Origin of the sequence: Paenarthrobacter sp. 2TAF44, from assembly GCF_052114885.1 — a bacterium.
Taxonomy (GTDB): domain Bacteria; phylum Actinomycetota; class Actinomycetes; order Actinomycetales; family Micrococcaceae; genus Arthrobacter.
The window spans coordinates 116,036-138,055 of record NZ_JBFRFP010000012.1; the positions used below are offsets into that span (position 1 = coordinate 116,036).

The 22,020-nt window shown below is 60.3% G+C and carries 14 protein-coding genes; 9 read left to right on the plus strand and 5 right to left on the minus strand.

From position 1 onward, the window contains the following. The first annotated feature begins 40 nt into the window (after nt 1-40). Complete coding sequence (secA, locus tag AB4Z15_RS13665; RefSeq protein ID WP_442017704.1) at nt 41-2,782, plus strand: preprotein translocase subunit SecA; 2,742 nt, start codon at nt 41-43, stop codon at nt 2,780-2,782. A gap of 152 nt (nt 2,783-2,934) precedes the next feature. On the opposite strand, the gene AB4Z15_RS13670 is transcribed toward secA, so the two are convergent. The 3 genes from AB4Z15_RS13670 to AB4Z15_RS13680 all read right to left on the minus strand — a co-directional run bounded on the left by AB4Z15_RS13670 (nt 2,935) and on the right by AB4Z15_RS13680 (nt 5,274). After that, entirely contained in the window at nt 2,935-3,357 is a 423-nt protein-coding gene (locus AB4Z15_RS13670) for an Rv3235 family protein (RefSeq protein WP_442017705.1), read from the minus strand. A gap of 161 nt (nt 3,358-3,518) precedes the next feature. After that, nucleotides 3,519-4,313 carry a LysM peptidoglycan-binding domain-containing protein gene (locus AB4Z15_RS13675; protein WP_442017706.1) on the minus strand — a complete coding sequence of 265 codons (795 nt, stop codon included), beginning with the start codon at nt 4,311-4,313 and terminating at the stop codon, nt 3,519-3,521. A 745-nt stretch (nt 4,314-5,058) separates the two neighbouring features. Beyond that, the gene (locus AB4Z15_RS13680; protein WP_431115711.1) at nt 5,059-5,274 is read right to left on the minus strand and encodes a helix-turn-helix domain-containing protein; all 216 of its coding nucleotides are present in this window, start codon (nt 5,272-5,274) and stop codon (nt 5,059-5,061) included. Nucleotides 5,275-5,430: 156 nt separating this feature from the next. Between AB4Z15_RS13680 and AB4Z15_RS13685 the strand changes: the two genes are divergently transcribed. The 4 genes from AB4Z15_RS13685 to AB4Z15_RS13700 are packed head-to-tail and all read left to right on the plus strand — an operon-like array spanning nt 5,431 to nt 13,792. Next, nucleotides 5,431-6,075 (plus strand): SAF domain-containing protein, encoded by a 645-nt coding sequence (locus AB4Z15_RS13685; RefSeq protein ID WP_442017707.1) that lies wholly within the window; start codon nt 5,431-5,433, stop codon nt 6,073-6,075. After that, nucleotides 6,072-7,376 (plus strand): AAA family ATPase, encoded by a 1,305-nt coding sequence (locus AB4Z15_RS13690; RefSeq protein WP_442017708.1) that lies wholly within the window; start codon nt 6,072-6,074, stop codon nt 7,374-7,376. The genes AB4Z15_RS13685 and AB4Z15_RS13690 overlap by 4 nt, the downstream gene beginning before the upstream one ends. Before the next feature lie 57 nt (nt 7,377-7,433). After that, the gene (locus tag AB4Z15_RS13695) at nt 7,434-12,290 is read left to right on the plus strand and encodes an NAD-glutamate dehydrogenase (RefSeq protein ID WP_442017709.1); all 4,857 of its coding nucleotides are present in this window, start codon (nt 7,434-7,436) and stop codon (nt 12,288-12,290) included. Between the two features lie 32 nt (nt 12,291-12,322). Further along, nucleotides 12,323-13,792 carry a sensor histidine kinase gene (locus tag AB4Z15_RS13700; RefSeq protein ID WP_224164751.1) on the plus strand — a complete coding sequence of 490 codons (1,470 nt, stop codon included), beginning with the start codon at nt 12,323-12,325 and terminating at the stop codon, nt 13,790-13,792. 103 nt (nt 13,793-13,895) lie between these two features. Here AB4Z15_RS13700 and AB4Z15_RS13705 read toward each other — a convergent pair whose 3' ends face one another. Beyond that, on the minus strand, nt 13,896-14,144 hold the full coding sequence (locus AB4Z15_RS13705) for a WhiB family transcriptional regulator (RefSeq protein WP_003804966.1): 249 nt from the start codon (nt 14,142-14,144) through the stop codon (nt 13,896-13,898). Between the two features lie 311 nt (nt 14,145-14,455). Here AB4Z15_RS13705 and AB4Z15_RS13710 point away from each other — a divergent pair, with 311 nt between their 5' ends. Further along, the gene (locus AB4Z15_RS13710) at nt 14,456-14,893 is read left to right on the plus strand and encodes a hypothetical protein (protein WP_442017710.1); all 438 of its coding nucleotides are present in this window, start codon (nt 14,456-14,458) and stop codon (nt 14,891-14,893) included. Here the strand turns inward: AB4Z15_RS13710 and AB4Z15_RS13715 are convergent. Beyond that, nucleotides 14,890-19,065, minus strand: a complete 4,176-nt coding sequence (locus AB4Z15_RS13715) for an FtsK/SpoIIIE domain-containing protein (protein WP_442017711.1) — start codon at nt 19,063-19,065, stop codon at nt 14,890-14,892. The two genes, AB4Z15_RS13710 and AB4Z15_RS13715, sit on opposite strands and share 4 nt — an antisense overlap. A gap of 174 nt (nt 19,066-19,239) precedes the next feature. Here AB4Z15_RS13715 and AB4Z15_RS13720 point away from each other — a divergent pair, with 174 nt between their 5' ends. The 3 genes from AB4Z15_RS13720 to AB4Z15_RS13730 are packed head-to-tail and all read left to right on the plus strand — an operon-like array spanning nt 19,240 to nt 21,931. After that, complete coding sequence (locus AB4Z15_RS13720; protein WP_216924020.1) at nt 19,240-19,857, plus strand: acyltransferase; 618 nt, start codon at nt 19,240-19,242, stop codon at nt 19,855-19,857. After that, complete coding sequence (locus AB4Z15_RS13725) at nt 19,854-20,945, plus strand: DegT/DnrJ/EryC1/StrS family aminotransferase (protein WP_431115703.1); 1,092 nt, start codon at nt 19,854-19,856, stop codon at nt 20,943-20,945. The genes AB4Z15_RS13720 and AB4Z15_RS13725 overlap by 4 nt, the downstream gene beginning before the upstream one ends. Beyond that, the gene (locus AB4Z15_RS13730; RefSeq protein WP_442017712.1) at nt 20,945-21,931 is read left to right on the plus strand and encodes a Gfo/Idh/MocA family oxidoreductase; all 987 of its coding nucleotides are present in this window, start codon (nt 20,945-20,947) and stop codon (nt 21,929-21,931) included. Before AB4Z15_RS13725 ends, AB4Z15_RS13730 begins: the two co-directional genes overlap by 1 nt. Nucleotides 21,932-22,020: the final 89 nt, after the last annotated feature.

Here is a 22,020-nt window from a genome sequence, read left to right on the forward strand (position 1 = left end):
CAGCCAGAATTCGGCAGCATGAGACTGGGAGCAATTTCACGTGGCATCACTAATCGAAAAACTTCTCCGCACGGGTGACAAGAAAACACTCAGGCAACTGCGGAACTATGCCGATTCCATCAATGCCCTGGAAGACTCTTTCAAGACGTTCTCTGACGCTGAACTTCGGGAGGAAACGGACCGTCTGCGCTCGCGGCACCAGGACAGCGAGACCTTGGACGCTCTCCTGCCCGAGGCATTCGCTGCAGTCCGCGAGGCCTCATCCCGAACGCTGGGCATGCGGCACTTTGACGTGCAGCTCATGGGTGGCGCCGCCCTCCACCTGGGCAACATCGCCGAAATGAAAACCGGTGAAGGCAAGACCCTCGTGGCAACTGCACCGGCATACCTCAATGCCCTTACGGGCAAGGGCGTCCACGTGGTCACGGTGAATGATTACCTCGCCGAATACCAGTCCGAGCTTATGGGACGTGTCTACCGCTTCCTTGGCCTCACAAGCGGCTGCATCCTCTCCAACCAGGATCCGTCCGTGCGTCGGCAGCAGTACGCGGCAGACATCACCTACGGGACAAACAACGAATTTGGCTTCGACTATTTGCGCGACAACATGGCCTGGGACGCCAGTGAACTGGTCCAGCGCGGCCACAACTTCGCCATTGTGGATGAAGTTGACTCGATTCTGATTGATGAAGCGCGTACCCCCCTCATCATCTCCGGCCCGGCCCAAGGCGACACAAACCGCTGGTTCAGCGAATTCGCGAAGGTCGTACTCCGACTTCAACCAGAGGTTGACTACGAAGTCGACGAGAAGAAGCGGACTGTTGGTGTCTTGGAAGCCGGCATTGAAAAGGTGGAGGACTACCTCGGTATCCAGAACCTGTACGAATCGGCCAACACCCCACTCATTGGTTTCCTGAACAACGCCATCAAGGCGAAGGAACTCTTCAAGCGCGATAAGGATTACGTCATCCTCGACGGCGAGGTCCTGATTGTTGACGAGCACACAGGCCGTATCCTCGCCGGGCGACGATACAACGAAGGCATGCACCAGGCCATTGAGGCCAAGGAAAACGTCGAGATCAAGGCCGAAAACCAGACTCTGGCAACGGTAACGCTGCAGAACTACTTCCGCATGTATTCCAAGCTGTCCGGCATGACGGGTACGGCCGAGACCGAGGCAGCCGAGTTCATGAGCACGTACAAACTCGGCGTTGTGCCGATCCCCACAAACCGGGACATGCAGCGCATTGACCAGTCGGACCTTGTCTACAAGAACGAGATTGTCAAGTTTGACGCCGTCGTCAAGGACATCGCGGAACGCCACGAGAAGGGCCAGCCCGTACTGGTTGGCACCACCAGCGTTGAGAAGAGCGAGTATCTGTCCAAGCTGCTGGCGAAGGAAGGAATCCGCCACGAGGTTCTCAACGCCAAGAACCACGCGCGGGAAGCCTCCATCGTGGCTCAGGCCGGACGTAAGGGTGCTGTCACGGTAGCCACCAACATGGCGGGCCGCGGTACCGACATCATGCTTGGTGGCAACGCCGAATTCACCGCTATCGCAGATCTCGCCAAGAGGGGCCTGGATCCGGAGGAGAACTCGGAAGAGTATGAAGCAGCATGGCCGGAGGCACTCGCTGCGGCCAAGCAGGCGGTTAAGGACGAGCACGAGGAAGTACTGGACCTCGGCGGCCTCTACGTGCTGGGCACCGAGCGCCACGAATCCCGCCGGATTGATAATCAGTTGCGGGGCCGCTCCGGACGTCAGGGCGATCCCGGGGAATCCCGTTTCTACCTTTCACTGACGGATGACCTCATGAGGCTGTTCAATTCCGGTGCTGCCGAGCGGCTCATGAACAGTTCCGTGCCCGACGACGTCGCGCTGGAATCAAAGCTTGTCTCCCGTGCCATTGCCTCGGCTCAAGGTCAGGTGGAAGCCCGCAACGCGGAGCAGCGTAAGAACGTCCTCAAGTACGACGACGTCCTGAACCGCCAGCGTGAAGCGATCTACGGGGACCGTCGTCGGATCCTGGAAGGCGATGACCTCCACGAAAAGGTCCAGTTCTTCCTGGAAGACACCATCAACGCCCTTATTGACGCCGCTACGGCAGAAGGCAACGGCGATGACTGGGACTTCAATCAGCTCTGGTCCAACCTGAAGACGCTTTACCCGGCCACCGTAACTGCCCAGGAAATCATTGATGAGGCCGGCGGCAAGTCCAGGGTCACTGCCGAATTCCTCAAGGAAGAGATCCTCTCTGACGCACGGCTGGTGTACCAGGCCCGTGAAGAAGCCATTGGCTCTGAAAGTATGCGGGAGCTCGAGCGCAGGGTGGTTCTCTCGGTGCTTGGGCGTAAATGGCAAGAGCACTTGTACGAGATGGACTACCTCAAAGAGGGCATCGGGCTGCGGGCCATGGCCCAACGGGATCCGCTGGTTGAGTACCAGCGCGAAGGCTTCGTGATGTTCCAAAGCATGATGGAAGCCATTCGCGAGGAAAGCATTGGCTTCCTCTACAACCTTGAAGTTGAGGTAACCCCCGCCGAAGATGTCGTTGTTGCCGACGATACTGTGGCAGGTGCACACACCGAGCACCACGATCCCCAGATCCGGGCTGCCGGTCTGGAGACACCCGAAAAGCCGGCCCAATTGCAGTACACAGCCCCAGGCGAGGACGGAGCGAGCCAGACCCGCATCGAAGGCCGCTCCTCGGGACGATCCGGTAATCCTGCCAAGGCGGCCACCCAGGAGCAGCGCAAAACTGCCAAGAAGAAGCGACGCTGATCCAGTGCCTATGAAAACGGACCCCGGACACATGTCCGGGGTCTTTTTTCGTGGATCCGCCTTCTCCTGATCGAGGCAACCTGCCTGGTTCAGGGGTGGCTAGTCAATCACGGGTGCCTAGCCAATCACGGGCGCCTAGCCAATCTGGGTGACTAGCCAATCTCCAGGGCGGTGACCTGCCACGTCCCGTCGGAGTGTTCCAACCTCATGGCAATAGCGCGGGAGCGCTGCTCCTCAGAAACAACGATGCTGACCTCGTAGATGGAGTCTGAAATGGCGCAAGCACGGACGGAACGGACCATTGGGCTTCTGTGAACCTGTAGCGAGCCGCGGGTGCGTGCAGAGTGTTCGCGTGTAAGGGCGGCCCGATGCTGGAGCGAGAGAAAGCATTGCTCATCGAGGGATCTGGACAGCTGGACAACGGACCGTGTCCCGGCAAGGACCTCAACCGCAGCTTGGGCGATGCTTCGTGCCACCAGCCTTACGTCAAGGGTAGAAGGGTTGGCTCCGGCGTTCGTTGCAGAATGTTTTGTTCTTTGGCGGTCTGCGTGGCGGCGTGCAGTTACTACAGTCATGGTCAATCCTCATGAGTTCACTCTGTGAGCCGTTGCGCGGGCATCGCTTGGCTCAGGTTGCTACGTCTGGGATGACAATGGGACTGCTCTTAGGTCATGAACGAGTGCCCCTGAGTGGGTGCCGTTCAATACATTCGGATTCTTTACGGGCGGCGAGGACCTCAGCCGGGCGTTGGGGGCTGCAGGACTTGTCCCGGGCGCAACGTCGCCGGATCGTTGCCAATGATCCCTCGGTTGGCTGAATACCACATCGGCCAATGGAGTGCTATATCAACGTCGGTTGCGAAGGGTCCAAGGTTGTCTGCGGCAATGGACCACAGCGTGTCACCCGGCTTGACCACAACGCTGGCTTCAGCGCGATGTTCAAACGCCCTCTCGCGAGAGCCTTGTCGCGACAGGAGGCCGGGTTCAACTGTGGGAGCCTGTGGCTGCCAGGCAGGCCCTGACCGATTTGCCTCGTGGCTTTCTTCGGTGGTTCGCGCAGGGGCCATCACCACAGCGGGCAGGGGTTCTTGTACTCCAGCGGACGGATGCCACGCTGCCCTGCCTGTGGCGCCACTGGAAGTGGCCTGCCATTGAGGTTCCGGCGCTGCCGCAGCCTGAGCGGCCTGAATTCCGAGGAGATTCAGGCTTAGAAGGGCAAACGCCAGTCTCAGCATGAAAGCTGGACTGAACTTGGCGATGGCGTTGGCGCTGCCGCTCCTCCCCGCACTTTGCAGAACTGCAGCCCAAGCTGCGAGGCCAAGTGAGAGGACCCACCAAGACACGATGGCAATTCCCGAGGCGCTGGACGCAAGGGCGAGGAGGTGGTCGAACGTATTTCTCTGCCCGTGGGCTGCATCCACCTGCCACTGCCCCAAGAGGTTCTGCCCAACGATTAGCAGCAAAAGTCCCAACGCGAGGAGTACGGCGGCCAACGTGGCATCGTGGCGGACCCTTGCCGGATCGCTGCTCATACTTACCCCTTCGGCTGTTTAATGCTGTTTGATGTCATTTAGTGCTGTTTGCCCATTCTCAGCATAGTCAAAGGACTTTGTCCAATCATGACGGGAAAATCCCATTGCGCTTGGCGCCACGCGCTACGGGTTCTATTGTGACCATATGAGATGGGACTCTCTCTTTGAAGATCTGGAAGCGCAATTTTCTGCTGAGCGCGCCTTGGCCCGTGAATCGGAAATATCCGAACGCGTGAGAGTCGAGCTAGCCGGCCTTGACCTTGTGGACAGGCTTCGGGGAGTCGGCGGAGCTGAGATCGCTTTGGTGCTGAGCGGCGGTATTTCTCTCCAGGGGACGTTGGGTCATGTCGGTGGGGATTGGTTTGTGTTGATCGACAACGGACGGCAATGGCTCATTCCATGCGCATCGGTACGTCTTTACGACGGACTCGGAAGATTGGTTAGAAAACCTGTTTCCCAGATCCAAAGTTCGCTAAGGCTTGCCAGCGCCCTCCGCGGACTCTCGCGTGACAGGACCCAGGTGACGGTCGTCTTGGCCACCGGCCCGGAGGGAGGCCACAGGCTCCATGGCGTCATCGACAGGGTTGGGCGTGACCATTTCGATTTTGCCGATACGCGGGGCGAGGTGCGGCGCGGGGGTGCAGTGGCCGCCGTGAGGACAATTCCATTTACATCACTTGAGGCGGTCTGCTCGAGCGGGAGCCAGGGGCTCTAGCCGTTCATCGGCCCGATTGGTTCCCGAACGCTAGCTCGACTTGGATTTGGCCTCTTCAATCATGCGGCTGGCCTCGGCATACCGATCCTCGATGTATTGTTCCAGCATCTTTTCCTCGATGCGCCATTGACCACGTCCTCCGACCTGAATGGCTTTCAACTCACCGCTGCGCACCAGGGCATAGGCCTGTGGCGAGTTTATCTGCAGTTGTTCGGCGACGTCCGCCAGAGTCAGGAATCGGGGCATGGGACTATTTTGGCATCTGTTGGCGCCGTTTGGCACAGTTATCCACAATTTCCCATGATTTGGAGTTCTTGACTTTGGCGTAGGCCATGTCACGGCAACAATGAAGAGGCGGCGCGGGTAACCATGCCATGAGAACTTCAATGGGGGAGCAGGAAAATGGATCCGAGTGCAGGCGTCGCCGGCAACAGGTTGAAGAAGCCATCTTGGAGGGATCCACGACTACTGGTGGGAGTACTGCTCATGCTTGTATCCGTCGCCGGAGTCATCTCAGTTGTCAGTACCGCTGATCGGACCACTCAGGTTTATGCCGCACGGGAGGGTATTTCGGTTGGGCAAACCGTGGTTCCTGAGGATTTAACCGTCGTCCAGGTTCGCTTGGATGACGTCGAGTCCGGCTATGTAACCGTGGAGGACGGAATTGACCAGGGCAAGGTAGCTCTACAGAGAATTGAGAAGGGCCAACTCGTTCCACAGAAGAGCCTCGGACAGGCTGACGTCCTGAACCGCAAGCCTGTTGCCATATCGATGGAAGAGTCACTTCCAGCGCAGGCGGTTCCCGGGGCGAAGGTGGACGTCTGGGTCGCAATGCCCGGTTCCCAAAACGCTTTTGAAGAACCACAGCTATTGCTGCCCGGCGCCGAAATCGCAGAAGTAACAGCGGGTTCGAGTGCTCTCGGTGCCTCAAAGACAACGGTCGTGCTGGTGCTGGTCACGGACAAGCAGATGCCCAAGCTGCTGGGCGCCAAGGCCAACGCCGCCAAGGTGTCTGTTGTTTGGAACCCTGCGGGCATCAGCCAATGAGCATCCCGGTCATCACTGTTGGCCAGGCACAGGAAGCCGTGGTTGGCGGGCTGGAGCGCTTGCATGGCCCCGTCACTGTGGTCCGGCGGTGTTCAGAGCTTGCAGAGTTGATGGCTGCCTGCCAAAGCGGGCTTGCCCTGGCCGCCGTCGTTGCCGAAGGCTCCGAAGAGTTAACCGCTACATTGGTGGACCGGCTGGCCGCCGTAGGTGTGTCCATTCTCGCCCTGACCGTGGACCCCCTGGAGGTCTCCAGGCTCACCGCTATTGGTGTAGTAACAGCGTCTACCGATATTAAGCCCGCCGATCTTGCCCTGAGGATTTCTGATGCAGTGGGCCGCCACGGTGGGCCCGTTGGAGCCCGCAAGTTTCCAGACGCCGGATTCGCGGACTCATCTGCGGGATTCCAGTTGGCGCCGGAAACCCCAGAACCAGAAGCGGCAGGCGGGGGGAGGGTGATAGCAGTGTGGGGACCAACGGGCGCTCCGGGAAGAACTCTGGTTGCGGTAAACATGGCTGCCGAGTTGGCGGCCGAAGGCAAGTCCGTGATTCTTGTGGATGCGGACAGTTACGGTGCGAGCGTATCGGCCATGCTTGGGCTGCTGGAGGAGTCGGCGGGCCTCGCCCAGGCGTGCAGACTCGCTGACCAAGGATTGCTGGATGCGGATGCACTGGACAGGGCTGCTACGCCTGTCTTCATCAAGACTGGTGGATTTCGAGTACTCACTGGAACCACAAGGGCGGACCGCTGGACTGAACTGAGGGCCTCCGCACTCTCGCTTGTCCTCCAAAGGGCCAAGCAAGTGGCCGAGGTGGTTGTCGTGGACACCGGCTTCTGCCTGGAAGCAGATGAGGAACTGAGCTTTGACACTATGGCGCCACGCCGCAATGGCGCTACCCTGCGCAGTTTGGAGCTGGCAGACGAGGTTTTTGCCGTTGGGGCTGCGGATGCAATCGGCGTCCCGCGATTGGTCCGTGGCCTTGCCGAGCTCGAAGCTGCGGTTCCACAGGCAACGCCACGGGTGCTCCTCAATAAGGTGAAGCGGGCCACGGTGGGCCGTTCGCCCCGACAGCAGTTATCCGAGGCCTGGGAGCGCTTCGGCCCTGGCCATGGCGTTGATGCCTACTTACCTGCAGACGCAGAAGCGTGCGATGCTGCACTATTGTCGGGATCTGTCCTGTTGGAATCATCGCCCGACTCTCCCTTGCGAAAAGCCATCGCGGGGTTAGTCTGTGCACCTATCCAGCAAAATCGGAAATCCCTTGGCCGATCTACCAGAGCCTTCGGTGTGCTTAAGCGCTAGGCTCGCCATGTGGGCTGCAGAGTCGCAGCAATCAACATGTGATGGAGGCGTTTGTAGATGTCGTCAGGATCCAGCGTGGAGGATCGGTCCGATGCAGCAGTTGTCCGTGAAGGGTTCTTCGGTGACTACTATGAGCATCTCGCAGAGGAGGACTCCCGGGCGTACGCGCCCGAGCTGCTGATTTCGCGGGCAAGCACACATAGGAAAGTTGCCCATTCCCGGCGACCTGGAAATGCCATTGTGGAAATCGGCGTCGAAGCCGACCGAAACGTCGTATACATCGTTACTGATGACATGCCGTTCCTTGTTGACTCCGTAAACGCCGAACTCGTTCGCCAAAACTGCGCGATCCGGCTGGTGATGCACCCGCTTTTCGTGGTTACCCGTGACCGCGTTTCCGGCGAGCTCACCGGCGCTTCCAGGGTTCCGTCAAATATCGGCATTTCCAGCGGCGACACCGCTGCGCTGCCCAGTGTCGCCCACCTGCTCGGCGACAACGATAACGCCTCGCACATGGAGTCCTGGATCGCCGTCGAAATTGACCGCGTCAGCGAGGAAGCCCGAGCAGAATTGGTTGCCGGCTTACAACGCATCCTGGGCGATGTCCGTGCCGCAGTGGAGGACTGGCCGAAAATGCGCAGCAAGGCGCTGGAGCTGGCAGAAGCGCTTGGAAAGGTCTCGCACCCGGAACAGATTGCCGAACTCAGGCAGGCGCAGGACCTTTTGCGCTGGCTGGATGACGGCAACTTCACCTTCCTCGGGTACCGCGAATACGACCTCGTGAACGAAGACGGCGAGGACGTCCTGGAACTTCGTGAGCACAGCGGACTTGGCTTGCTCCGCGAGGGCGACAACACGCGGCAGATCCAGCACCTCACTGACGCCGGCCGCAAGCGCGCCCGTGAAAAGCGGGCCTTGGTTATCACAAAAGCGAACTCCCGCTCAACCGTGCACCGTCCGGCATACCTGGACTATATCGGAGTCAAGAGCTTCGACGCCGCCGGAAACGTCAACGGCGAGCGTCGCTTCATCGGGCTCTTCGCCACAAGTGCCTACACGGGATCGGTTCGCAACATACCCATCGTCCGCGACAAAGTGGATGCAGTGTTGCGTAACGCAGGCTTCCCGATGGACTCACACTCGGGCAAGGACCTCCTGGGCATCCTGGAAACATACCCTCGCGACGAACTGTTCCAGATCGAAATTCCGGACCTTGCGGCTACGGCCACCGGGATCCAGCGACTCCAGGAACGGCGCCGGACCAAGCTTTTCCTGCGCCCCGACATTTACGGACGATTCATGTCCGCCGTCGTCTACCTGCCCCGCGATCGGTACACCACGAGCGTCAGGCTCCGTATTGAACAGGAACTGCGCGAGACCTTCCAGGCCGAGAGTATTGACTACGAAGCGAGAATCACGGAGTCCGCGCTTGCGCGTGTCTTCTTCAGGATCAGGCTGCCACGCACAGCGGAACTTGCCGAAGTCAACGTAGAAGAACTTGAGCACCGCCTGATGCGTGCCTCCAGGTCCTGGAGCGAAGGCATCGCCGAGGTACTTCGGGAGAACCGTCCCGCGGAGAGCGCCGACGTACTGTCCGCCCTGTGGGCTGAGGCATTCCCTCCCGGCTACCGCGTTGACTACGAGGTTGAAGACGCGCTGGAGGACATCGAACGGTTTGAAGAGTATGGAGCCCAGGCCGAACGGGCAGGGGAAGCGAGCAAGGAACTCCGCCCCGGCGTGCACGTGTACCTTCCCGAAGGTGCCGGTGACGCACTGGAGGAGGATGCGCGCGTCAAGCTCTACTTGATGGAGCCCAAGAGCCTGAGCCAGATCCTTCCTTACTTCCACAACCTTGGCCTCGAAGTCCTGGACGAACGGCCCTTCGAAATCGAAACTGCGGATCACCGCGACTTTTTCCTGTATGACCTTGGGCTGAAGTACCCGGCTGGCATAGACCCACTCGCCACCGGAGATCTCCTGGCTGACTCATTTGGTGCTGCCGTCACCGGGGCCGTCGAGTCTGACAACTTTGACCGCCTCGTGCTCCGCGAGGGCATGCACTGGCGCCAGGTGGTGGTCCTCCGCGCCTACGCCAAGTACATGCGCCAGATGGGCAATACCAACTCCTTTGGGTTCATCGCCGATACCCTCTTGGCCAACCCGGATGTTGCGCGGGGTCTGACCGTCCTGTTTGCTGCCCGTTTCGATCCCAGCGTCGAGGAAAGCGAGCGTCCCCACCAGCAAGGTGCCGCAAGGGCTGCCCTCGCAGAAGCTATCGACCAAGTCGCTACGTTGGACGCGGACCGCGTGCTTCGGACCTTCGTCAACCTTATTGAGTCGACGTTGCGCACCAACTTCTTCCAAAACAAGGGTTACCTGAGCTTCAAGCTGGATCCCACCACCATCGATGGTTTGCCGTTCCCGCGACCCATGTTCGAAATCTGGGTTTACTCTCCGCGCGTGGAAGGCGTCCACCTCCGCTTTGGCAAGGTGGCCCGTGGTGGTCTTCGCTGGTCCGATCGCAGGGAGGACTTCCGTACTGAGATCCTGGGCTTGGTGAAGGCCCAGACCGTTAAGAACGCGGTCATCGTACCGACCGGTGCCAAGGGTGGCTTCTTCGCGAAGAAGCTGCCCAACCCCGCAGTTGACCGCGCGGCCTGGATGGCCGAGGGCGTGGAAAGCTATAAGACCTTCATTCGCGGCTTGTTGGACATCACCGACAACCTCATTAGTACAGCGGAGGGCGAACGGCTTGTGCCGCCGTCGGACGTTGTTCGCCATGACGGCGATGATTCCTATCTGGTGGTGGCAGCCGACAAGGGAACCGCAACGTTCTCAGACACAGCCAATGGATTGGCGGCCGAATATGGATTCTGGCTTGGCGATGCTTTCGCGTCGGGTGGATCCGTAGGCTATGACCACAAGGCCATGGGTATCACCGCCCGCGGCGCCTGGGAGTCTGTGAAGAGGCACTTTAGTGAACTCGACCTCGATACCCAGACTGAAGAGTTCAGCGTTGTCGGCGTGGGCGACATGTCAGGTGATGTTTTCGGCAACGGAATGTTGCTTTCGCGGCACATCCGGCTCGTGGCCGCATTTGACCACCGTCATATCTTCCTGGACCCCAACCCGGACACCGCCGCCTCATATGCAGAGAGGCAGAGGCTCTTTGAGCTCCCGCGGTCTTCGTGGGATGACTATGATCGGGCCCTCATCAGCGAAGGGGGTGGCGTCTACCCACGCCAAGCCAAGACGATCCCCGTGTCCGACCAAGTACGAAAGGCCCTGGGCTTGCCGGACGGAACCACCCAGCTGAGCCCTCCCGAATTGCTTCGGGCAATCCTGCTTGCCCCGGCGGATCTTCTCTACAACGGCGGCATCGGCACTTACGTCAAGGCCAGCACGGAGACGCATGCTGCCGTAGGGGACAAGGCCAACGACGCCATCCGCGTGGACGGCAAGGACCTCCGCGTCAAGGTGGTCGGCGAAGGCGGCAACCTGGGGTTGACCCAGCGTGGTCGTATTGAGGCTGCGTTGCAGGGTGTCATCCTTAATACGGATGCGATTGATAACTCAGCGGGCGTTGACTGCTCCGACCACGAGGTCAATATCAAGATCTTCGTTGATCGTATGGTGGCGGCCGGGAAGCTTAAGGCCGCAGAACGGGCAGCATTCCTGGCTGACATGACCGAAGAAGTCGGCCGCTTGGTCCTGCAGGACAACATCGACCAGAACATCCTGCTCCTTAACGACCGAACCCGCGTTGCGGACTGGAGCCCCAGCTACGAGCGCCTGATGGACTGGCTGGAAAAATCAGCCGACCTCAAGCGTGACCTTGAGGCACTGCCCACTACAGAGACATTGCGGCAGCGCCTGGAACAGGGACAGGGACTGACGTCTCCCGAGCTGTCTGTCCTGGCCGCCTACGCGAAGATCGAGTTGGCGGGTGCCCTTCGGGACAGCAACCTGGCCGACGACCCCTGGTTCAAGGACACGATCCGGGCCTACTTCCCGAAGCAGTTGCGGGAGAGGTTCGACGCCGAACTGGACACCCACCCGCTGCGGCGCGAAATCATCGCTACGGTCGTGGCCAACGACATCATCAACCTCGGTGGGATCACCTTCGCCTTCCGGGCGATCGAAGAAACGTCCGCCAACGAGGTAGCCGTAGCCAAGGCATTCGTGGCGCTGCGTGAAATCTACGATCTCGATCCGATGGTTGAGGAATTGAATGCCCTTCCGGCCTCGTTCCCGACCGAGCACTGGAGCGAAGTCCATCTCGATGTCCGCCGGCTCCTTGACCGTGCAGTCCGGTGGGTGCTCGGGCAGGGCATGGCGTCCAGGCCGATTGCCGACGTCGTCAAGTCGTTCAAGCCCATGATGGCGCCGCTTCGGGCAAAATTGTTGGATTACCTGCGTGGGGATGACAAAGTTCGCATCACTGGCTGGCTGGAAAAAGCCCGCACTTGGGAGTTGCCGGATCACCTGGCCCACAGGTGGGCGGAGCTGTTCGAGAGCTATGCTTTGCTGGACATCGCAAAGATCGCCCAGACCGGAACCAACAGCGTCGAGGAAGTGGCACATGTCTACTACACGGTCTTCAACCGCTTCCACGTTGACTCGCTGCTGGAACGGATCAGTGCCTTGCCACGCGACGACCGCTGGCAGGCACTTGCCCGTGCGGCGCTCCGGGACGACCTCTACTCAACCGTCGCGGACATGACGACGTCGGTGCTTGAGTCGAGCACGCCGGGCACCCCTGCCGAGGATCGACTGAAGACGTGGGAAGGCCTGAATGCCGAACAACTCGGACGGGCGAAAACCATGTTTGATGAGGTCAATTCCCTCGAAGCCGATGACATGGCTTCACTATCGGTAGCATTAAGGCTCTTGAGGTCAATCGTTCGACGCTAGGGGCTGGTCCCGGCGTCGCAAATGGAGGTGCAGTGGCAATCTTTACAGACCCCATCAGGGAACACGCTGATTTCGGGCCTGGAGATGCTGAATGGCTGCACCTCCTGGTAGGCGATTGGCAAATGGTCGCCGACCTCGCGTTTGCCGACCTCGCCTTGTGGTTTCCGCATCCGGAGTTTGGGTACATCGCCCTCGCCCACGTACGTCCGTCAACATCGCATACGGTGTTTCACGCGGACTTCGTGGGTGAGGGCATCCGCTCGGATCTTCGTCCACTCGTGGAAAAGGCCTGGAACAGCCGCTCCATTGAGCGCTCCAGTGAGACAAGCTGGAGCAGCGAGATGGCGCTGCGTGTCGAAGCCGTGCCGATGGTGCGCAACGGCAGGACCCTGGCCGTTGTCACGTCCCATATGGACCTGTCCAGTTCCCGTATGCCATCCAGGCTGGAACTCACGTATCGGCAATGCGCCTACGACCTCCTTCGCATGGGAACTCTCGGGTTGTGGCCTGATTTCGCATCGCCCACCGGATCCCGCAGAGGTGCTCCCCGTGTGGGGGACGGACTCATCCGGCTCGACGCTGAAGGCATCGTGCAGTACGCAAGTCCCAATGGCGTATCTGCTTTCCGGCGGCTGGGGGAGGTCGAGTCCCTGGAAGGACGTTCCCTCGCTGAAGTGACGGCCGGATTGCTGAAGGATCGGCGCATGGTGGACGAAACACTGCCGTTGGTTGTCACCGGACGAATGCCGTGGCGCAGCGAGATTGAGTCCAGGGGGGTCAGCCTTTCCCTGCGTGCCATTCCCTTGCGCGACGAGCAACATCGCTTTGGCGCCCTTGTTTTGTGCCGCGATGTGTCCGAGTTGAGGCGCCGTGAAATGGAGTTGGTCACCAAGGACGCGACGATCCGCGAGATCCACCACAGAGTAAAGAACAACCTCCAGACCGTTGCCGCCCTGCTGCGTATGCAGTCCCGACGTATGGTCAGCGACGAAGCAAAACAGGGACTGGAACAGGCCATGCGCCGGGTGGCTACCATCGCGCTTGTTCATGAGACCCTTTCCCAAGGTCTGACCCAAAGCGTCGACTTCGATGAACTCATCGGGCGCCAGTTCAGGCTTTCTGCCGAAGTCGCTTCGCCTTCCCAGCAAGTACGCACCGAAAGGTCCGGGATGTTCGGCGAGCTCCCCAGCGATTTCGCCACGCCCCTGGCACTGGTCATCAACGAACTGGTCACCAACGCTGTTGAGCACGGGTTGGAGGGGAGGACGGGAACCGTTTGGTTGCTGGCTGATCGTGCAGCAGGAGACGGAAATGACGAATTCCTGACGGTGACAATTGCCGACGACGGCGTTGGGCTGCCGGACGGGCAGTACACGGAGGGCCTGGGCCTGCAGATCGTGCGTACCCTCGTCACAAGTGAGCTTGGGGGATCCATTCAATGGAGCCCGCGGGAGGGTGGCGGTACCGCCGTCGAAATTGTCCTGAACCTGGCTCGCGCATAGGGCGTTCCGGAGGTCGGCGGGTTTAACAGGCAACTGTCTTAAACGCAGAAGGCCGTGGACCATGTGGTCCGCGGCCTTCTGCGTTTGGTGCTTGTACTGCCTGCTACGAAGCGCGCCGGGCGCGTGCTGCGCGACGCTTGAGTGCGCGGCGTTCGTCCTCGCTCATGCCGCCCCAGACGCCTGCATCCTGGCCGGACTCAAGAGCCCATTGAAGGCAAGTGTCCACGACGGGGCATCGGCGGCAAACGCTCTTTGCTTCCTCAATCTGCAGAAGTGCTGGTCCCGTGTTGCCGACTGGGAAAAAGAGCTCCGGGTCCTTGTCGAGGCAGGCTGCGCGATTACGCCAATCCATGCTGATCAGTCACTCCATTCGTGAGAACTAGTTTGAGCCTTTTGTGAAAACATTCACGAGAGGCTCCAAAGGAAAGGGGCCCGCATGGGCCCCCTTGGTCGTCTGAGTCAAGCGTTTCATGTTAACGCCTTGTAAACAAGGGGTATTAGTCGTTGAAATGCCCTGAATCCGTGAGCGATGCATCACATCAGCCGCCAGTGCCCTCACTGCTAGATGACTATGTCCGGTAGTGTGCCAGTGTGTCAAGACCTCCTGTTAACCCGGCCCAACCAAACTCTGGATCAGATGGAAACGACGGTCCAGTCAGACCTGTGCCTGAGGGCCCGATATCTGGGGGGCTGAAATCCGGTGGCAAGAAGCCCCCTGGAATCCTGATTATCTCGATCGTTGTCGTGCTGGAAGCACTGGCCCTCCTTGGTGCAGCTGCTTGGTACGCTTTCGAACTATTGACAGGAGCCCCTGTCCTGACGTTTTGGGGAGCGGTCTTTACTCTGGGCCTCTTATTGGCCTTCTCGGCCTGGCTGTTCGCAGTGGGCCATTTCCTGTTCCGCGGGTACAGATGGACCCGCGCCGCCGCTCTGGTTGCTCAGTTGTTCGTCCTCACCATTGGGTTCCCAACGATGACCGGCGGCTTGGTTCTGCCAGGGTTGGCTATGATTTTGCCTGCACTGGCTGCGATCGTGTTTTTGTTCCAAAAGAGCGTTATCGGATATGCGTCACGAGCGGGAGGGACGCAGGGCGCGCTCTAGCGAATGCTGCCATGACTTCCGATCGTGCTGATGTGCTTTCTGGTGTCGGACGTGAAAGCCACCTGCACCTGGACCACACGGTTTCCGCGGACAATCACACCCCGACCAGCACGCGGTGAGGTTTCTATTTCCAGCCTCACGCCGAGGATGTCGCCGTCCAGGGGAGTCCTCGGAGCCAGAATGAGGCCCATGCCACTTGCTTGGACCTCTGCGGCCAGTGGCAGGCGCTGAAGCAAAGCGGGACCCGACGTGGCAGTCAAGATCACTCCTCGTGTCCGGCCAGCCAGTGCGGCGAGAGCTGCCCGCCCCTCCGGATCCAGGAGATCGGCGTCATCGACAATGAGGATGCTTGCAGGATCCAGCGATCCCGTGGTCGCTGAGCGGGCCACAGTTGCCCAGAAAGCACCAGCCGTACTTCCGACTCCCGGGAAGACCCACGGAACCTGGGGATGAAGGGACTTCAGGGATGCCAACACTGAAGTCTTGCCGGAGCCGTGACTCCCAATGATGATGCTGACGCCACGCGGCCCAAGGGGAAATGAGACGGGAACTGATTCGTCATTTCCGATGCCGATCCACAAGGGGATGGAGTCCGGCGTCATCCGGCAGTCCAGGTCTTCAGCCGCAACCTCGTTGCTGGCGGACTGCGCCGATCCCGAGGACGGCCCGGACGGTCTTGGGATCGCAGCCATCGCAACATCGAAATCAGACTTGCTGAGGGATTCGGGGAGCGGCCGCACTCGGAAAGGTGGTTTTGACGAAGGCTGAAGGTCAATGAACGGCCAGGCTTTCCCGCTTGGTGCAGTGCGGAAATGAGCTGCCGTGGCTGCGCCCTGAACAAATGCACCCATGGCAACAGCGCGCCCCTGGACAGGCTCGACTTCCGGAAGGCGGGGCCAGTGATATCGTGACTCTTCCGTGGCTCCCGTTGGAAAAAATACCCGGTTTGGGATGGCGGCAAAAAAGCGTGAGCTGACCAGTTCGCGTTCGCCGCATATCAGGACTGTTACTCCAAGGGGGGTCCCGTCCCGGATGATGTCCCTCAAAAGGTCCTCTGCCCACGCGAATCGCCCTGATCGGAGCGCTGCGGCCCATGAGCACCAGCCAGTAACTATCAGGACCAGACGGGGACTTGCGGAGACGTCCTCGCCCGCCACGCGTCGACGTGCCATTTCTTCAGTGAGCCGCTCAAGGACCCGAACGGCCAATGCCAGCTGATGCAGGCCCAAGGTGGCGCCATAGCTGCCTCCCCGGCGGAGCTTTCCCAGCATTCCAGCCGAATCCAGGATGTACAGATGTGGTGGGGTGCCATGTGCTGCCAGCATCGCAGAAGCAGCCTTGAAACATTCGTGCATTCCACTGGAACTGCTGCCGATCATGGCGAAATGACCATGGTCAGGAGGTGACCATTCCAGGGCCTCAACTGACTGCTGTTCCGGCCTGTCCACGATCCCCAATGGACCTACGGGGGCCATCGACGTGTCCAGTGTGTCTTGAACGTCCTTGCCCGCAACACCGAAAGCGGACAGATCTTCATTCCACCCAATGGACGCCGGCAAGAGTGGGGCTACAGATTGCCGGGGATCGGCCCGCCCCAGGGAGCGCCAGGCTGTTCGGGTTGCCGAGACCACCGCCTCCGCCCTTGCCTCCGCCTGGGCCGCTGACTTACCGACCATTGGCTGTTTGTTTTGAGGAGCGTGCAAGGCCTCGATGGCCGACTGAACGATTGCTGCCCCCGGAGCCTTCCGGCTGACCGTGGCTGACACAGCAAGGGACGCTCCCTGGAATTCTTCGGGGGAACCCGTGGCCCTCACAAGATATGCCCGCCCCGGGACATCAACGCCGATGGATGATGCAGCTTTGGAATTGATGATGTCCATTGACTCCGCATCGGACTGAACACGCAGGGCGATGCTTGAAGTGACGTTGGCGCGGATGTCGGCGGTCAACGCACCCTGCGGCCTTTGAGTAGCCATAACCAGATGAATGCCCAAGGACCGCCCAATGGCGGCAACACGCATCAGCTCACGAAGGGCTCCGGGGGCTTCGTCGACCAACATTCGGAACTCATCCACAACGAGTACCAGATGGGGGATCGCCACCTCTACAGCCGCACGTGAACGTTGATATGCAGACAGGTCTGAAGTCCCCGCGTCCGCGAACAGCTCCTCGCGACGGCGGATCTCGCCTCGAAGGGAAGTAAGCACGCGGTCAAGATGATGACTTCCAAGGTCCGTAAGAAGGCCGACGCAGTGCGGAAGCCCAAGTAAAGGACTTAGGCCGGAGCCGCCCTTGAAATCGACGAAGAGGAATGTCACCTGGTCCGGCGAATGATTCAGTGCCATGGATGCCACGATTGTGCGGAGGAGTTCTGACTTCCCGGCGCCGGTGGTCCCGGCTACCAGGAGGTGGGGTCCGTCGACGTGGAAGTCAAACGTCAAGGGGCCGTCCTGGCCCTGACCCAGAAGCGCCTGCAGTTCATGCTGCCCGTTCTCGCCAGTCCATCGCCGCAGTATGCCTCGAGGTCCACCCGGAAGCAGGTCATCCAGAGAGCAGGATCCTGGTATGCCGTCGCCGGCAGGACCTTCGCGGTGTGGATTGGACACCACTGTGCGGCAAAACTGTTCGAAGGCCTTAAGCGGAACCATGTCCGGGATGAACTCCTGGCGTCCACTGGGAACCTGCAAAACGGCGGATGTACCAGAGCGTCCTATCTCAATGGCCACACCGGTAGGTCCGGCATGGGGGCCGGAATGCCGCAACACCTGCCACGAAGCCTCGATGGCGGCATCCAGGAGTTTGGTACAGCAGTTACCCGAGCCCGGCGAGTCACCGAGAACTATGAGCCTGCCCTGGTTGGTTCCCTTCAACCTTCGAAGAGCTGCTGTCGCTGCCGCCTCATTCGTGGCAAGTGTCAGGTATGGCAGGAACCGCGCGCTGAGAGGTAGCCGCCCTATTGGTCCGAGAAGAATGATCGGTGTGGATGACGAGCTTGGGAAACTTGCCAGTTGCATGACGATGAAACGGATCAGGGCGTCGATGTGCTCGGTCTGGCCATGCAAGGCAACAATGGCAGGGTGCGAGCCCAGCGTCACTGGCATGGGGCCGATTGCGGGCGGACGGAAATGGGGATCTGCTGGGACGAGCCGCACATTGGCCAGACTGGGCGCGGTACCCAGCCGGATCCATGTTGCTGACCCGGCGGTCGGATCTTGTCGTGATGCATCGGGCGGTCCTGCCCCAGAGCCAGGCAATGTCAGAGGTGCTGGAGGCTTCAGGATCAAGCCTGCCGCGGGGGCCAAGGTGGCAACAATGATTTCCGCCGCAGACGGCGAACATCGGCGGCGGCGTTCGGAGTCCTGCCGCACCGCCTCTGCGACGGCACGCCTGAACTCTTGGCGTCCCTTCCTTCCTGTGATCGTTGGAACAATGAGGCTCACCGCGGAAACGGCCGTAAACCCCAGAAACATCCACATCCCCGTCGCGAGTGCCAGGCCAACGCCTGCTATGAGCGGGAGCCCCGCCGCAACGGCAACTGACCAGCGGTTCAAGGAGCCCGTGTGGCGCTGGACTTCAAGGGGCTCGGCAACAGAACGTCCGGCGTCGGCATGAATCCCGGGGGTGGAGCTGCTTGGCGTAACGATGGTGAAGGTAGTGTTTCCGCAGCGAATTCTCGACGACGATGTCACCGTCCTTTCCCGGGCACGCTCCCCGTCAACGAGTACCGAGTTCCGGCTCCCTTTGTCCGTGACGCTCAGTGCGGTGCCGGACACCTCCAACACGGCGTGCTCACGGGACATCCCCGGATCAGGGATGCAAATATCGACAGCGCCGCGGCCAATACGGTGGAAACCCCGCTGGAGTGCAAAGACTGAGCCGGCCCCCGGCCCGGTATGTGCCAGGAGCAGGAGCGGCGTTGCCGGAGAGTCCGACTTTTCCGCAGGACAATGTCCGTCCACCAGAACGGCCCCGGCTACGAGTGGGGGGTGTCCGACGGTCAGGGCGGATAGGTCTTCCCCGGCAACTGACAGGGGACCGACCCCGCGGGCCTCCTGCAATTGCCGCTGAAGTTCTGAGCCCGGCATTCCGCTGGAGACAGTGATCGTCAACTCTTCCGGTGGCGCCGGTGATGCGGCATTCGGGCCGCCAACGAGCGTGCACTCAAAGATCATTTGCCCGCTCCTTCCTGAATTCCCGTAGCCGTCCAGAACTGAGGCTATGGAATTCCCGGGCAGGCTGCTGCCCCTTTCCTGGGCTATGTGGACAACTCTCGGCGATACCGGCTGAAGGCGCCGACTTGACGCGAGGACATGGCGTCTCGGCTAAGATGAAACTCGTTGTCGCGTGTGCTCAATGAGAAGGGACCTTCACCGGTGATAGTGGTTGCAGAGAGCGCCGATGTTTCAGACGAGGCGGTAATTGGTGATGGATCCAAGATCTGGCATCTGGCCCAAGTCCGTGAGAAAGCTGAATTGGGTGTCAATTGCATCGTCGGACGCGGCGCCTACATAGGCACTGGCGTCAAGATGGGGGACAACTGCAAAGTCCAGAACTATGCACTTGTCTACGAGCCCGCAGAACTGGAGGCCGGCGTGTTTATCGGTCCGGCAGTAGTGCTGACGAATGATACTTATCCCCGTGCTGTAGGTCCGGACGGAAGTCTGAAGAGTGCGCACGACTGGGAGCCTGTGGGCGTCACTATTCGTGAAGGCGCGTCCATTGGTGCCCGCGCCGTGTGCGTCGCTCCCGTGACCATCGGACGCTGGGCCACCGTAGCCGCCGGAGCAGTTGTTGCCAAAGATGTCCCTGATTTCGCGCTGATGGTCGGGGTTCCGGCCAAGCGGCGGGGCTGGGTCGGTAAGGCGGGCTTCCCGCTGCAGAACATTGGCGGGAACTGGGTATGCCCGGAAACCGGCGCCACATATGTTGAACAGAACGAGACACTTCGAGAGGTAGAGGCATGAGCCCCGAATTCATTCCCCCAGCCAAACCCATCATTGGCGACGACGAGCGCAAGGCCGTAGAGGCAGTTCTGGCCTCCGGCCAGCTTGCCCAAGGCTCGGAGGTTGCGTCCTTCGAGCAGGAATTTTCCCAAGTACTTCTGGACGGCCGCGCAGCTGTCGCCGTCAACTCTGGCACCTCAGGGCTGCACCTTGGCCTTCTGGCCGCCGGCATTGGCGCCGGCGACGAAGTCATTGTTCCTTCCTTCACCTTCGCAGCCACGGCCAACTCGGTGGCGCTGACCGGAGCCACGCCGGTCTTTGCCGATGTTGACCCGGATTATTACACGCTGGACCCTGCGTCCGTTGAGTCGAAGATCACCGACCGCACGGCTGCGATCATGCCGGTCCACCTCTACGGTCACCCCTTCGACGTCGATGCCATCGGCGCGCTCGCTTCGAAGCACGGCGTTAAGGTGTTCGAGGATGCGGCCCAGGCTCATGGTGCCGCTGTCAACGGCCGGAAGGTCGGAACCTTCGGCGACTTCGCCATGTTCAGCCTCTACCCCACGAAGAACATGACTTCCGGCGAAGGTGGGATGGTCAGCACAGGCCTGGCCGACGTCGAACGCCGCCTCCGCCTCTTGCGTAACCAGGGCATGGAGCGCCAGTACGAAAATGAGTTGGTTGGCTTTAACGCCCGCATGACCAACATCCATGCAGCCATCGGGCGCGTCCAACTGACAAAGGTCGAAGGCTGGACGAAGACGCGGCAGGAAAACGCAGCATTCTTTGACGCAAACATCGAAGGCGTCATCACCCCGAAGGTAGCCGAGGGCTATGAGCACGTCTACCACCAGTACACCATCCGCATTACCGATGACCGTGATGGTTTCGCTAAGGCATTGCGTGAGGAATACAACGTCGGTTGTGGCGTGTACTACCCCATCCCGAACCACCGCCTTGCGCCCTTCCAAACATCGGATGAGCTGCCTGTAACCGAGGAATCTGCAGCCAGCGTGCTGTCCCTCCCGGTGCACCCATCGTTGAGCCAGGATGATCTGGACCGCATCGTGACGGCTGTCAACGCCATCGCAAAGGCAGGAAGCTAGTGGCAAACCTCCGGGCAGGCCTCATCGGACTGGGTATGATGGGCCGCCACCATGCCCGCGTTATCCGCGAGCTTGATGGCGTTGACCTGGTTGCTGTCGCGGATTCGTTCGGCGATCCACACAATGTTGCTGATGGCCTGACTGTCTACAACACAGTTGAGGACCTGATTGAGCAGGGAATCGACATGGCAGTGGCTGCCGTGCCGACCATCCTGCACGAGGAAGTGGCGTTGCGGCTTGCTGAGGCCGGTATCCACTGTCTCGTCGAGAAGCCGATCGCGAACGATTCCGAGTCGGGCGGACGCATTGCCAAGGCCTTCGAAGCCAATGGCCTCATCGGCGCGGTCGGTCACATCGAGCGCTTTAACCCTTCCCTGCAAAGCCTTCGCGAGCGGCTCGGGAATGGTGACCTTGGTGACGTTTACCAGATCAGCACAAGACGGCAGGGACCCTTCCCGGCGCGCATCGCCGACGTCGGGGTGGTCAAGGATCTTGCGACGCACGATATCGACCTCACCGCATGGCTGGCGCAGAGCAACTTCGTGAACGTCGTAGCGCACACGACCTCCCGCAGTGGCCGCGAACATGAAGACATGGTTACAGCCATTGGCCACCTCAGGAGCGGTGTCGTAACCAACCACATCGTGAATTGGTTGTCACCCATGAAGGAACGTACAACGGTCGTTCTGGGCGAACGGGGGGCGTTCATCGCCGACACCATTTCTGCAGACCTGACCTTCGTGGAGAACGGAACGTTCCAGACTGATTGGGATTCCGTCGCAGCCTTCCGCGGAGTATCGGAGGGATCCTCCACCCGGTTCGCCCTTGCCAAGCGGGAGCCGCTAAAGATGGAACACGAGGCGTTCCGCGATGCAATCCTCGGAAAGTCGATGAATATCGTCACGATGGCCGAAGGCCTTGAGACCCTGCGGGTTGCTGAGGCCGTGTTGGACTCCGCCAAATCGGGCTCTGTCATCAGCCTCTGAGACGCCAAATCAAGCAGCGCCTTTGGGGGAGGCTGGCCACGTGCCAGCCTCCCTCTGGTGTTTGTGGACCCCAGCCGCCCCTGCTTGGC